Here is a 14,485-nt window from a genome sequence, read left to right on the forward strand (position 1 = left end):
TCGCCCGACTACCTTTTTTAACTTGCTTTATGTTCAAGTCTTAACCGATCTGCAACCATCGCAATAAATTCTGAGTTTGTCGGTTTCGCTTTTGACATGCTGACCGTATGGCCGAACAAAGAAGAAATGGACTCTAAGTTACCACGGCTCCATGCGACTTCAATTGCATGACGAATCGCTCGCTCTACGCGACTAGCTGTCGTATTATATTTTTTCGCAATGTCTGGATAAAGAACTTTTGTAATCGATCCGAGCAACTCGACATCGTTATACACCATCGCAATCGCTTCGCGTAAATATAAATATCCTTTAATATGGGCTGGGACACCAATTTCGTGAATAATGTTTGTAATGCTCGCATCTAAATTTTTTGGCTTGCCGTCGCGAATTGGCGAAAGAAGTGGTCGTTTGAATACCGCTGGTTTTTTGCCACATACTTGACGAATTTGATTCACTAAATGTTCGATGTCAAACGGCTTTAAAATGAAGTAAGAAGCGCCGAGCTCAACCGCTTTTTTCGTTACATCTTCTTGTCCAAACGCCGTTAACATAATGACGTTTGGCAATGGCTGTTTCATCATACGCAACTTTTCTAGCACAGCTAAACCGTCTAAATGCGGCATAATAATGTCGAGAACGAGAACATCTGGATCGCGATCGCGCAACAATTGCAAGCAATCTTGCCCGTTATATGCAACGCCAATGACTTCCATATCCCCTTGGCTTGTAATGTATTCTTCAAGCAAATGCACTAATTCTCGGTTATCATCTACAATGCAAACTTTTATTGTACTCACGAAATCTTCCTCCCTAAAGCAATGATCTTTTGTCACATACGTGCTTAATTCGACGCAATGGACAAAAATCCTTTTTTCTTTGTAAAATTAGTCAAATAATTTATATTTTTCATAAAACATATGTGCACGTTTTTTCTTTCATTTTACACTACATGTTTACGCCGTGTCATGATAAAATATGACAAATTGCGTGGAAAAACAAAAAGCAAGCCAATATTAGCTCGCTTTTTGTTCGCTTTTATCATAAATGTTAATTCCGGCTTCGTGCAACATCCATTCAATGTGCACACCATACCCAGATGTCGGATCATTAACAAATACATGCGTCACAGCCCCAACAAGTTTTCCATTTTGAATAATCGGGCTTCCACTCATCCCTTGAACGATGCCGCCTGTTTTTTCTAACAAACGTGGATCTGTCACTTTAATGACCATTCCTTTTGTCGCAGGGAATTTTTGCGGAGTGACACTCACGATTTCAACATCAAACGCCTCGACTCGATCTTGTTCAACGACGGTTAATATTTTCGCCGGCCCTTTTTTCACATCTGTCGATAAAGCAATGGGCATCGGCTTATCAAAAATACCGTTTTGAATCGGTTGAGAAAGCTTACCGAAAATACCGAACGGGCTGTTTGTTTTAATGTCACCAATTACTTGTTTATCGCTCGAAAATCTCGCTAATTTTTCGCCTGGACTTCCATTTCTCCCTTTATCAATGGCCGTTACCGTCGATTTGACGATCGTTCCATCACGCACGACGATCGGCTTTCTCGTATCCATATCAGAAATGACATGTCCGAGTGCCCCATATATATTTGATTTCGGATCAAAAAACGTCATTGTTCCAATTCCTGCAGCTGAATCGCGAATGTATAATCCAATGCGATACGCTTGATCATGTTTATCTTTTAATGGGGTCAAGGTCGTCTCAAACGTGTGACGATCACGCACAACAGTGAGTCGTAAAGGTTTTCCTGTTTTCCCCGCTTCTTCAATAAACGGAGAGAAATCTGTCATCTTTTCGATTTTTTTTCCATTGATATGCGTAATGGCGTCTCCGACTTGAATGCCAGCCGTTTCACCGGGGGATTGTTTTCCTTGTTCCGTCTCCACTAGATGATGGCCGACGACAAGAACTCCAACTGTATTTAATTTCACACCAATCGATTGACCGCCAGGAACGACTTTAAAATCGGGTAGTACTTTTACGTTTACTTGTTTAATCGGGAATCCTGCCATCTGTAAAATGACATCGCTCTCTCCGACATGTTCCCCGCTAATCGCTAATTTTTCTTTTTGCTGAACAGAAACAGCGTCTGTCGTTATCGTTTGAATAGAACCAAAGACAGGTACATGAGCCGTTTGTCCTTGAAATAACATAATTTGTTTCGGAATGTTTACATATTTTTGAAATGATGTTGCCATACTTAGAACGATAAAAGAAACAAGGAGAAATGCACCTATTCCTTTTCTTAATTTGTCAAAATCCAAAGTCTTCACTCTCCTCGTTCCTACGTACACACCGAATCCTACACTATTTAATGTTGCCTGAAACAAATGAAATATAACCGAATAAAACGAAAAAACGATGCCAATGTTGGTATTCATACCGTCTCATTTTTGATTTTTTCCGCTAATTGTAACAACTCACGTGCATGCTGTTTCGTCAGTTCTGTAATTTCCACCCCAGAAATCATCCGGCTTATTTCGTTAATTTTTTCTTCCTCATTTAACGTCGCGACAGTTGTTTTTGTCCGTCCGTCGATCGTTTCTTTTGCGATAAATAAATGCGTATCTGCCATCGCTGCAACTTGCGGCAAGTGCGAAATGCATAATACTTGAGAATGACGTGCGACACGATAAATTTTTTCTGCAATGGCTTGAGCGACGCGTCCACTTACTCCTGTATCTACTTCATCAAAAATAATGGATGTCACACCTTGATGTTTAGAAAAAATACTTTTCAAAGCAAGCATCATGCGCGACAGTTCCCCACCCGATGCCACTTTTGCAAGCGGCTTTAACGGTTCTCCAGGGTTTGTCGAAATGTAAAACTCAACTTCATCCATTCCGTTTGCCTGCAACTTGACAGGTGTCCCATTGAGCAACGGATCATCGTACGATCCTTGGCGTTTTCGAAAAACGACATCAAACGTCGTTTTTTCCATGTATAAATCTTTTAGCTCTTGATGAATGTCATCGATGAGTTGTTTCGCATATTGCATGCGCAATTCGCTAATATGTTTCGCTTCAACGAGCAAATCAGCCGTAATGGATTGAAGTTCAGTCTGTAATTTATGAATATGATCGTCGCGATGCTGAATCGTTTCGATTTCTTCTTCCACTTTTGCAGCGTACTCTAAAATGTCGCGCACCGTTTGACCGTATTTTCGTTTTAAATGATTAATTTCATTTAAGCGACTTTCAATTTCGTCAAGTCGAAGCGGATCGTATTCTAACTGATCTAACTGTTCACGTAGTTGGTGAGCAACTTCTTCTAACAAGTAGTAGCAGTTCGATACGACTTCTTGTGCTTGTTTCACTGATGCATCGATATCGCTCACATGGTCTAAATGGTTCATCGCTAATCCAATCCAATCTAGTCCACGTTGCTCCCCATAAAGCGCCTCATAACTGCTTTGTAACGCCTCGTATATTTTTTGGAAGTTAACGATCTTTCGGCGTTCTTCCATCAGCCGTTCATCTTCATCTATTTGCAACTCTGCTTTTTGAATTTCATCTAACTGAAATGTTAACAAATCTAGTCGATGTGCCATTTGTTGCTCATTTTCATTTAATTTTTGCAGTTGACGCTTCACTCGCTCATATGTAGCATACAACGCCCCATATTCCTCCAACGCATCACGAATATGCTCCCCTCCATATTCGTCTAATAAGTGTAAATGTTTACTTTCATCGAGCAGCTCTTGATGCTCATGTTGCCCGTGAATATCGACGAGTGTTGAACCAATTTCGCGCAACGTCGCAATCGTTACTAATTTTCCATTTACCCGGCAAACATTTTTCCCATTTACTGTTAACTCCCGTCGAAGCACAATCATGCCGTCGCTTATATCGATGCCGAGTTCCGCGCATTTGCTGTAACACGGATGGTCATCTTGTTCAAGTAAAAACAATCCTTCAATTTCCGCTTTTGTTTCCCCGTATCGAACAAACTCTGCGGAACCTCGTCCGCCAATTAATAAATGAATGGCATCAATAATAATGGATTTTCCCGCTCCCGTTTCCCCTGTTAAAACCGTTAATCCTTTTTCAAACGAAAGCGAGAGCGATTCAATAATCGCAAAATTTTTAATGGATAACTCTGCTAACATGTCACATTCACACCTTTATTACAGCATGTCCAACAATCGTTTCGAAATGACTTCTGTATCTTCTGGCGTGCGGCAAATAATTAAACACGTATCATCGCCACAAATCGTTCCAACAATTTCATCCCACTCTAAATGATCAAGAAGCACACCAATGGCATGCGCATTGCCTGGCAACGTCTTCATGACAAGCAAATGACCAGCTCCATCAATTTTCACAAACGCATCCATCAACGCTCGCTTTAATTTTTGCAGCGGATTGAATCGTTGATCAGCAGGTAGGCTATATTTATATCTCCCATCCATCATTGGGACTTTCACTAAATGAAGTTCTTTAATGTCCCGGGACACGGTTGCTTGTGTCACGTTAAAACCTTCTTTGCGCAACATATCAACCAGTTCATCTTGTGTTTCAATATCATGATTTGAAATAATTTCACGAATTTTAATATGACGTTGTCCTTTATTCAACGAAAACACCTCTTTCGTGTGTATAGCATATGCATATTTATACTTCTATGTTACCGAACGATAGACGGGCAAACAAGAGGGAATAACCGATCGTTATTCCCCCGCATGTTCGTTATTTTGTTTCAGTTCATCATGCGCCCTAGCAACAACTTCTTCTGGAGAAACCGTCAAGCGATTTTCTCCTACTTCTTTGCCTTCCCAACGTAAATGAAGTAAAAATTCAATATTGCCATCCCCGCCTGTGATCGGCGAGTACGTTAATCCGATGATATCGTACCCTTCCTGTTGGGCAAATGCCGTAATCGTATGCAGCACGTGCACGTGAACGCGCGCATCGCGAACGATTCCTTTTTTTCCAACGAACTCTTTTCCCGCTTCAAACTGTGGCTTGACTAAAGCGACAACATCGCTATGCGGCACTAAAATCGTCTTTAAAACAGGGAGAATGAGCTTTAATGAGATAAATGACACGTCAATTGTTGCAAAGTTTGGCAAGCCGTGCTGAAAGTCGCTCGGCGTCACGTAGCGGAAGTTTGTCCGCTCCATCACTACGACACGCTCATCTTGACGCAGTTTCCACGCAAGCTGATTGTATCCGACGTCAAGAGCGTACGACAACTTTACCCCGTTTTGCAACGCACAGTCTGTAAACCCACCGGTCGATGCACCAATATCGATCATTATTTTATCTTCAACATGAAGCGAAAACGCTCGTAACGCTTTCTCTAGTTTCAGACCCCCACGACTGACATATGGGATCGCATGTCCTTTCACCGTCAGCGGAATGTCAACAGGTACTCTTTCCCCCGGTTTATCAAGCCGCATTTCATTCGAATATACAAGACCAGCCATAATCGTCCGTTTCGCTTTTTCACGCGTTTCAACCAATCCACGTTCGACGAGCAATACATCTAAACGTTCTTTCTTCCCTTTCATCTCTCATGCCCTTTTTCTTTTTTTTGGAGTTAATAAACAAATGCGTTCCATCACATGTTCTGTTGTCAATCCAATTTCTTCTAGAAGTTGCGACACATTCCCGTGCTCAATAAAACGGTCCGGAATGCCCATTCGATCAATGACTGCTCCATGATATCCATGATCATGAGCAAATTCGAGCACCGCGCTACCAAATCCCCCTTGAAGCACTGCTTCTTCAATCGTGAGTAATGGCATATTTTTTTGTAGTAACGTATGCAACATCTGTTCATCTAACGGCTTAATAAAACGAGCATTGACAACTTGTACAGAAATGCCGTCATTCGCCAAACGCTCAGCCGCTTGAAGCGCCATCGGAATCGTCGTACCAAACGTTAAAATGGCAGCGTCTGTTCCTTCACGCAACACTTCCCACGTGCCAATCGGAATGTTTTTTAATTGTTTATCCATTGGCACACCGAGACCGTTGCCGCGCGGAAAACGCATCGCAATCGGACCGTCATCGTATCGAATAGCAGTATATACCATATGTTGCCCTTCATTTTCATCTTTTGGCATCATTAATACGATGTTTGGAATGTGACGTAAAAAGGCGATATCAAACACACCTTGATGCGTTTCTCCGTCAGCACCAACAAGCCCCGCTCGATCGATTCCAAGAAACACGTTTAAGTTTTGGCGACAAATATCGTGAACGACTTGGTCATATGCGCGTTGTAAAAAGGTTGAGTAAATCGCTAAAAACGGTTTCATCCCTTGCGTGGCTAAACCGGCAGCCATCGTCGCCGCATGCTGTTCAGCGATACCGACATCATACATTCGCTCTGGAAATTCACTTGCAAAACCTTCTAATTTTGATCCAACCGGCATGGCTGGTGTAATGGCAACAATGCGACGATCTTCGCGCGCTAATTTACGCACCGTTTCGCTAACGAGCGCGCTCCAAGAAGGAGCAGATTGCTTTGATTGGATGAAATCACCCGTTTCAATTTTGTACGGTCCCGTTCCGTGCCACGTTCCGACTTTATCGTTTTCTGCTGGGTGATACCCTTTTCCTTTTTTCGTAATGACGTGGACAAGAACAGGCCCTTTCGTCTTTTTCGCATAATGCAAGTTTTCAAATAAATCTTCAAAATGATGACCATCTACCGGTCCAAAATACGTAAAGCCTAACTCTTCAAAAAACACGCCTGAAACGAGCAAATACTTAATGCTATCTTTCACTCGTTCCGCTGTTGCCGCAAGCTTTCCACCGACAGCTGGAATTTTCTTTAATAACATTTCTAATTCATCTTTTACCCAATGGTACTTCCCTGCTGTACGCAGACGCCCAAGCACGTTGTGAAGCGCACCGACGTTTGGAGCAATCGACATTTCGTTATCATTTAAAATGACGATCATATCTTTTTTCTCGTGTCCGATGTGATTTAACGCTTCTAGTGCCATTCCGCCTGTTAATGCTCCATCTCCAATAATCGGAACGATATATTCGTCCGTCCCTTTTAAATCGCGTGCAATCGCCATTCCCATGGCTGCGGACAACGATGTCGAGCTATGCCCCGTTTCCCATACGTCGTGTTCACTTTCACTTCGTTTTGGGAAGCCACATAACCCCTTATATTGCCGCAACGTATCGAATTGATTCGCCCGACCGGTTAAAATTTTATGCACGTACGATTGATGGCCAACATCCCAAATGAGCTTATCCTTTGGACTGTCGAACACTTTATGAAGCGCAATCGTCAATTCAACAACACCTAAATTCGGTCCAATATGTCCACCTGTTTTTGATAATTTTTCAATTAAAAACTGTCTAATTTGTTCGCTTAATTGAATTAACTGTTCGTTCGACATTCGTTTTAAAAATTTCGGGTTTTGAATCGCTTCAAGATCCAATGCGACCACTCTCTTTCATATAGGCTAAACAACTGATATAATACAGATTTTTTGTATTTTTAATTATACAAGTAAACATGTTTGCACGCAAAAAAGAGCCGCTTACACAAACGTGTGAACGGCTAACATTTCTTTTCCACTATACCACATGTTGTTTATTTCCTCAACGATATTAGTGATCACGCGTTTCAATAAGGTCGCAAATGTAATGTAACAGCGACGCGTCGATCTCTGCTTGCTCAAGAAGTGTGCGTGCCTTCGTCATATGATCGCGTAGTTTATGCTTTGCCCCGTCAAGCGTCAAAAGCGCTGGATAAGTCGATTTATCATTTTCGATATCGCTTCCTACTTTTTTCCCGATTTTTTGCTCGTCCCCTTCAATGTCTAAAATGTCATCGCGAATTTGAAACGCCAATCCGAGATGATCGGCAAAGGCCGTTAACAACGTTAATTGTTGTTCCGTTGCCCCACCTAGTATCGCACCTGCTCGAATGCTGTATTGCAACAGTTTTCCTGTTTTATGACGATGAATGTATTCTAGTTGCTGCAAGCTAATTGTTTTCCCTTCTCCTTCAAGGTCAGCTACTTGTCCTCCGACCATTCCTTCCGGTCCAGCCGCTTTCGCTAATTCCGAAATGAGACGAACTTTTACGTCAGATGAAATGGCTTCGTCATCTGCTACAACTTGAAAAGCGTACGTCAGTAGCGCGTCGCCGGCTAAAATGGCGTTCGCTTCGCCGAACACTTTATGGTTTGTCGGTTTGCCGCGCCGTAAATCGTCGTTATCCATGCTTGGCAAATCATCGTGAATGAGTGAATACGTATGAATCATTTCGAGCGCACAGGCAGTAGACATGCCGATGTGTACTGGCTTCTGGAACGCATGTAACGTTGAAAGCAATAAGAGAGGACGAATGCGCTTTCCGCCTGCTTGCAACGAGTATAACATCGCCTCTTTGATCGTTTGAGGCGCTTGTAACGATTCAATATACGTCGGGAGCCGCTGTTCGATTTGTGATTTATATTGTCGTAATAACGATTCCAATGTTTATTCCTCCTGCACCGTAAACGGTTCAAGCTGCCCATCTTCTCGTAAAATAAATTCCATTTGTTTTTCTACTTGTTGTAGTTTGTCATGACAAAATTTCGACAATTTCATCCCCTCTTGGAAAAAGTGAATAGCTTCTTCCAGCGGAACATCTCCTTCTTCTAACTTTTGCACAATTTGTTCAAGTTTACTCATCGCTTCCTCAAATGTCATACTTCTTCCTCCTCAATATTCGAAACAATGCAATGTGCACGTCCATCTTGAAAACGGATATGAACGCGATCTCCTTCTTGCAGTTGTTTCACTGTCTTAATGAGCGTTTCTTGCTCATCATATGCGAGGCTATATCCGCGCTCCATAATTTTTAGCGGGCTGAGCGCGTCGAGTTTTGCTATCGCTGTGGCAAGCGACCACTTTTTTTGTTTAATTATATCATTCATATGGCGAGCGATCGTCTGTTCTAACGTGCGGACACGATCGACCGCTTTTTCGATTCGCGATTGTGGATGATGAGCAAATAAAGTAAGTTGCAATTGTTGAAGCTTATGTTCTTTTTGTTTGAACATATCGTTCATTTGTCTTTGCAATCGATCAACAAGCATATCTAGCTGTTGCTCTTTTTGTTCATATAACCGTTTCGGATAGCGAAACGCATACGATGAACGTAACGATTGCAACCGTTTTTGTTCCGCGTTTATTCGCTCTTTCATCGCTCGAATGAGGCGAGCTTGTTGGTCCGATACACGCGAAAGCAAATCAGCGACATGCGGCACAGCAAGCTCTGCTGCCCCCGTTGGCGTCGGTGCTCGCAAATCGGCAACAAAGTCAGCGATCGTATAATCTGTTTCATGTCCGACAGCAGAAATAATAGGAATACGAGAAGCAAAAATTGCACGCGCCACGATTTCTTCATTGAACGCCCAAAGTTCCTCAATCGATCCCCCACCACGGCCGACGATGAGCACGTCGATATATCCGATATCATTCGCTTTTTGAATCGATTGGACGATCGATAACGGAGCTTGTTCCCCTTGAACGAGCGTCGGAAACAAAATGACTTTCGCTAACGGATAACGGCGACGAATCGTCGTTAAAATATCGCGAATGGCCGCTCCCGTTGGCGAGGTCACCACGCCAATATGCTGCGGAAATTTAGGAATCGGCTTTTTATGTTCCTTAGCAAATAATCCTTCTTGTTCTAGTTTCTTTTTTAATTGCTCATACGCTAAATACAGCGCGCCAACACCATCCGGCTGCATCTCTTTTACATATACTTGATACGTTCCGCTCGGCTCGTACACAGAAATTTCACCGCGTACAAGTACAGTCATTCCATTTTCTGGCTTAAACGTTAACTGTCGATTATATCCTGCAAACATAACCGCTTGAATACGCGCTTGTTCGTCTTTTAAAGTAAAGTACATATGCCCACGCGAATGATATGTAAAGTTTGAAATTTCCCCCTTAATCCATAAATCTTGCAAATGAGGGTCGACTTCAAATTTCCGCTTAATATATTTCGTTAACGCTGCAACTGTTACATATCTCATTTCTGCCACAAAAATAACCTCGCTTATTTATGTAGTTCCCGCGCAGCTTGTATCGTGTTGTGCAACAACATCGTAATCGTCATTGGTCCAACTCCTTTTGGCACCGGAGTAATGTAGCTTGCTACTTCTTTTACATCGTCAAAATCGACATCCCCACACAATTTTCCACTTTCTAATCGATTGACGCCAACGTCGATCACAATTGCTCCTTCTTTCACATGTGATGATGTAATCAGCTTCGGTTTGCCGACAGCGACGATTAAAATATCCGCTTGACGCGTGATCGCCGCTAAATCGTTTGTGCGCGAATGACAATATGTGACCGTTGCGTGTTCACGTAAAAACAGCTGTCCAACCGGCTTACCGACGATATTACTGCGACCAACAACAACGACATGTTTTCCCGCAATATCGACTTGCAAAGATTGAACCATATATAAAATGCCGTACGGTGTACAAGGCAAAAACGTCTTCTGCCCCGTCATCATTCGTCCAATATTTAGCGGATGGAACCCATCGACATCTTTTTCTGGTGCAATCGCTTCAATGATATGTAGTTCATTCATTTGTTTTGGTAGCGGCAATTGAACTAAAATGCCGTGTACCGAGCGGTCTTCGTTTAAACGGGCGATTTGCTCTAGTAAAAACGCTTCAGATATGTCGTTTGGAAAAGTAAGTAAAATCGACCGAATACCAATTTCTTCACATGCTTTTTGCTTCGCTTTTACATATGATTGTGAAGCGGGATGATCTCCAACGAGAATAACTGCTAATGCGGGCTCAACGCCTTTTTGTTTCAACTGCTCGACTTCTTTTGCTAATTGTGCGCGTTTTTCTTTCGCTAGTTCAAAACCGTTAATGATTTGTGCTGCCATAAATCCTTCTCCCCCTTATTCGTTTAAGACAATGTTTCTTTTATTTTCGCAAGTACGCCGTTAATAAAGCGACTTGATTTTTCATCCCCAAACACTTTTGCTAATTCAATTGCTTCATCCATGCTTACATTGAACGGGATGTCATCCATATATTTCATTTCAAATACAGCCATGCGTAAAATGGAACGATCGACATTCGCCACGCGCTCTAATGTCCATTTTTCTAAATGTTGACGCAATAAGTCGTCAATTTCTTTTTGATGTTCCACAACGCCGAAAACAAGCATTTCCATAAATGGATCGGTCTCTTCTTCAGCGACGTTTGCAATCGCCGCATGTGGTTCAATGCCTCCCACGTCAATTTGAAACAATGCTTGTAACGCTTTTTCTCTTGCTGTATGCCGTTTCATGACCAAAACCCTTTCTATTCGTAATGTCGAAAATTATACCATGATCATAACACATTTCGACGAAAGAAAACACTCACCCATCGAAAAAGGGCGATCTCATAAACGAGATTGCCCCTTTTCTTTACTCGACTTCTGCCTCTGCTTTGGATGATTCAAATTGAACGCCAACAACATGAACGTTCACTTCCGCTGTCTCTAATCCTGTCATCGTCAGCAACGCTTGGCGGACGTTTTCTTGAATTTTTTGCGAAACCATTGGAATCGATACGCCAAAATTCATTACACAATAAATGTCAATGATAATCCCGCGGTCCGTTAAGTCGACTTTTACGCCTTTACCGTGATTTTTTTTCCCTAATCGCTCGACGACACCTGCTGCAAAATTGCCGCGCATTTGTGCAACTCCTTCAATTTCAGAAGCTGCAATACCGGCGATGACTTCAATCACTTCCGGTGCAATTTCTACCTTCCCTAAGCTGTTATGGCCATTTTCCATTTCCAATACATGTTCAGACATAACGGATTCCCTCCTTTATCGTTATGAGTTCATTACATCGTATGTTTCTAAAAACTTTGTATTAAAGTTTCCTTCGACAAATTTTTCATGATCAAGCAATTTTAAATGAAACGGAATGGTCGTATGAACTCCTTCAATCACGAATTCACTTAACGCCCGTTTCATGCGCGCAATCGCTTCTTCGCGCGTCGGTGCATGAACGATAAGCTTTGCGATCATCGAATCATAATACGGTGGAATTGTATAGCCCGGGTAAGCAGCTGAATCTACCCGCACTCCAAACCCTCCCGGCGGCAAATACATTTGTATTTTTCCGGCCGATGGCATAAAGTTTTTCGCAGGGTTTTCCGCGTTAATTCGGCATTCGATAGACCAACCGTTAAAAGTGACATCCTCTTGCTTCAACGTCAATTTCTCACCTGATGCTACACGAATTTGCTCTTTAATTAAATCGACACCTGTCACCATTTCCGTTACTGGATGTTCAACTTGAATGCGCGTGTTCATCTCCATAAAGTAAAACTGACGATTGCGATAATCGTAAATAAATTCGACCGTTCCTGCTCCCGTATACTGCACGGCTTGCGCTGCTTTGACAGCTGCTTCTCCCATTTTTTGACGCATATCTTCGTCAAGCACAGGAGATGGTGTTTCCTCTAACAGTTTTTGTAAACGACGTTGAATTGTACAATCGCGCTCGCCGAGGTGAATGACATTTCCATATGAATCTGCTAACACTTGAATCTCAACATGTCGAAAATCTTCAATATACTTTTCAATATATACACCCGGATTTCCAAAAGCAGTGGCCGCTTCTTGTTGCGTAATTGTAATTCCTTTTCTAAGCTCTTGCTCATCTCGAGCGACGCGAATACCTTTTCCTCCACCACCTGCGGTTGCCTTAATAATAACAGGATACCCGATTTCATTCGCTAGCGCAATCGCTTCATCGATGCTTTCGATAATTCCTTGTGATCCAGGGACGATCGGCACCCCAGCCTGTTTCATCGTTTCACGTGCAACATCTTTCGTGCCCATTTTTGTAATCGCTTCCGGACTCGGCCCGACAAATATGACGTTACATTCTCTGCATAGCTCGGCGAAATCAGCATTTTCAGCTAAAAATCCATACCCGGGATGAATCGCATCACATTGAGTTAACGTCGCTACACTCATCATATTTGTGAAGTTTAAGTAACTATCTTTAGACGTTTTTGGACCGATGCAATATGCTTCATCCGCTAATTGTACATGAAGCGCTTCACGATCTGCTTCAGAAAATACGGCGACCGTCTCGATGCCAAGCTCTTTGCACGCCCGAATGATCCGAACTGCAATTTCCCCACGGTTGGCAATTAACAATTTTTTTATCATAACTATCGCTCCTTTATTCAGGCTTCACAAGGAATAAAGGTTGTCCATATTCAACGAGCTGGCCGTTTTTCACAAGCACTTCTACAATTTCCCCGTCCACTTCCGCTTCAATTTCATTAAACAACTTCATCGCTTCAACAATACATACAATTGTATCTTTTTTCACTTTATCACCAATTTTCACGTATGGTGCAGCATCTGGCGACGGCGCTGCATAAAACGTACCGACCATCGGCGATGTAATTGTATGTAAGTTTTCTGTTGCAACAACTTGTTTCTCCGGCTTTACTTCTTCTTTCACTTCTACCTTTTCAACAGCTTGTGCCACCGGTGCTTGTTGTTGAACAACAGCTGTCTGCGGCACGTCCACTTTTGGTACAGCAACGACAACTTGCTCCGTTGCTCCGGCTTTTTTCATTTTAATTTTTGAGCCATCATGTTCATAGACGAACTCGGCAATGTTTGACTCGTTTACTAATCGGATTAATTCGCGAATTTCTTGGATTTTCAACATTGACTTACACCCCTCGCCCCATCATTTGTAGAAAAAGATTATACAATACCATGATACGACACACCTTTTCCATTATTCAATAAAATGATAAGAAAATGTTAGAAAATTTATATCTGGTCATAAAAACAATTATTATTATATAGTATTATAAAATTCGTTTTCAACCGAAAAAAATAACCGGTTGTCCGGTTATTTTTGGAAGCGAACAGCTACATCTTGCACGCGGCCGATCTCACTTTGAACGAGCTGAATAATTTCATTCGCCGCTTTTTTCGAATGTTCTTTTGCTTTTACAGTAATATGCACTTGATTTTCATGAACACGAACAAGCGCATCATCGTATCCTTTCGATTTAATTAACGTTTCTAGCACCGCTTCTTTTTCTGCAATATTCGATAGTTGTTGTAATTGATCGATCGCTTTACTTTTTTCTTCAGCAGATACGTTATTGGAAGCGACAATCGCATTCAACTCTTGACGTAATTTGCTTCGTTCATCTTCAATTTCAAGGCGAAGGGCTGTAAATAAATCGTCGCTTGCAGTATTCGTTTGTTCAACTGTAACTTCTTCCCCGTTGGCAACTTCTTCTTTCATCGCTTCATCTGTCGGTTTTAAGTCTTTTTCATTGCTCGCTTCCTCTTTTTGCTCAAATGCTACTTGCTCTGTAAGTTGTGGGCTCGTGACGTAGTACACTGATAGCACGACAACTAAACTAAACATTGTTAATAACCAAACGGTTTGCTTTTTCAACATATGTTTTCC

15 protein-coding genes are annotated in these 14,485 nt (G+C 42.1%); all 15 read right to left on the reverse strand.

Features of this window, described 5'->3' with window-relative positions; translation table 11 throughout:
• Positions 1-17 precede the first annotated feature (17 nt).
• The 15 genes from spo0A to ACPF7I_RS09540 all read right to left on the reverse strand — a co-directional run bounded on the left by spo0A (position 18) and on the right by ACPF7I_RS09540 (position 14,476).
• Positions 18-797 carry a sporulation transcription factor Spo0A gene (gene spo0A / locus ACPF7I_RS09470; protein WP_009373870.1) on the reverse strand — a complete coding sequence of 260 codons (780 nt, stop codon included), beginning with the start codon at positions 795-797 and terminating at the stop codon, positions 18-20.
• Between the two features lie 216 nt (positions 798-1,013).
• Positions 1,014-2,291 (reverse strand): SpoIVB peptidase, encoded by a 1,278-nt coding sequence (gene spoIVB / locus ACPF7I_RS09475; RefSeq protein WP_430743621.1) that lies wholly within the window; start codon positions 2,289-2,291, stop codon positions 1,014-1,016.
• Between the two features lie 113 nt (positions 2,292-2,404).
• A complete protein-coding gene (gene recN, locus ACPF7I_RS09480) occupies positions 2,405-4,135 on the reverse strand; it encodes a DNA repair protein RecN (protein ID WP_430743619.1) in 1,731 nt (576 codons plus the stop codon).
• Between the two features lie 18 nt (positions 4,136-4,153).
• Entirely contained in the window at positions 4,154-4,603 is a 450-nt protein-coding gene (gene ahrC / locus ACPF7I_RS09485) for a transcriptional regulator AhrC/ArgR (RefSeq protein WP_004889608.1), read from the reverse strand.
• A gap of 93 nt (positions 4,604-4,696) precedes the next feature.
• Positions 4,697-5,539, reverse strand: coding sequence for a TlyA family RNA methyltransferase (locus ACPF7I_RS09490; RefSeq protein ID WP_430743618.1), 843 nt, complete (start codon positions 5,537-5,539; stop codon positions 4,697-4,699).
• 3 nt (positions 5,540-5,542) lie between these two features.
• The gene (gene dxs / locus ACPF7I_RS09495; RefSeq protein ID WP_430743617.1) at positions 5,543-7,435 is read right to left on the reverse strand and encodes a 1-deoxy-D-xylulose-5-phosphate synthase; all 1,893 of its coding nucleotides are present in this window, start codon (positions 7,433-7,435) and stop codon (positions 5,543-5,545) included.
• 172 nt (positions 7,436-7,607) lie between these two features.
• Positions 7,608-8,480, reverse strand: coding sequence for a polyprenyl synthetase family protein (locus tag ACPF7I_RS09500; RefSeq protein WP_430743615.1), 873 nt, complete (start codon positions 8,478-8,480; stop codon positions 7,608-7,610).
• A 3-nt stretch (positions 8,481-8,483) separates the two neighbouring features.
• Positions 8,484-8,696 (reverse strand): exodeoxyribonuclease VII small subunit, encoded by a 213-nt coding sequence (locus ACPF7I_RS09505; RefSeq protein WP_430743613.1) that lies wholly within the window; start codon positions 8,694-8,696, stop codon positions 8,484-8,486.
• On the reverse strand, positions 8,693-10,042 hold the full coding sequence (xseA, locus tag ACPF7I_RS09510) for an exodeoxyribonuclease VII large subunit (protein WP_430743611.1): 1,350 nt from the start codon (positions 10,040-10,042) through the stop codon (positions 8,693-8,695). Before xseA ends, ACPF7I_RS09505 begins: the two co-directional genes overlap by 4 nt.
• Positions 10,043-10,056: 14 nt before the next feature.
• The gene (gene folD, locus ACPF7I_RS09515; RefSeq protein ID WP_430743609.1) at positions 10,057-10,908 is read right to left on the reverse strand and encodes a bifunctional methylenetetrahydrofolate dehydrogenase/methenyltetrahydrofolate cyclohydrolase FolD; all 852 of its coding nucleotides are present in this window, start codon (positions 10,906-10,908) and stop codon (positions 10,057-10,059) included.
• A 23-nt stretch (positions 10,909-10,931) separates the two neighbouring features.
• A complete protein-coding gene (gene nusB, locus ACPF7I_RS09520) occupies positions 10,932-11,318 on the reverse strand; it encodes a transcription antitermination factor NusB (protein ID WP_021095250.1) in 387 nt (128 codons plus the stop codon).
• Between the two features lie 121 nt (positions 11,319-11,439).
• A complete protein-coding gene (locus ACPF7I_RS09525; protein WP_430743607.1) occupies positions 11,440-11,835 on the reverse strand; it encodes an Asp23/Gls24 family envelope stress response protein in 396 nt (131 codons plus the stop codon).
• Between the two features lie 21 nt (positions 11,836-11,856).
• Positions 11,857-13,209 (reverse strand): acetyl-CoA carboxylase biotin carboxylase subunit, encoded by a 1,353-nt coding sequence (accC, locus tag ACPF7I_RS09530; RefSeq protein WP_430743605.1) that lies wholly within the window; start codon positions 13,207-13,209, stop codon positions 11,857-11,859.
• 13 nt (positions 13,210-13,222) lie between these two features.
• Positions 13,223-13,723 carry an acetyl-CoA carboxylase biotin carboxyl carrier protein gene (accB, locus tag ACPF7I_RS09535; protein ID WP_430743604.1) on the reverse strand — a complete coding sequence of 167 codons (501 nt, stop codon included), beginning with the start codon at positions 13,721-13,723 and terminating at the stop codon, positions 13,223-13,225.
• A 189-nt stretch (positions 13,724-13,912) separates the two neighbouring features.
• Entirely contained in the window at positions 13,913-14,476 is a 564-nt protein-coding gene (locus ACPF7I_RS09540) for a SpoIIIAH-like family protein (RefSeq protein ID WP_430743602.1), read from the reverse strand.
• Positions 14,477-14,485: the final 9 nt, after the last annotated feature.

Source organism: Anoxybacillus dikiliensis (assembly GCF_050613275.1).
Classification (GTDB): Bacteria; Bacillota; Bacilli; order Bacillales; family Anoxybacillaceae; genus Anoxybacillus.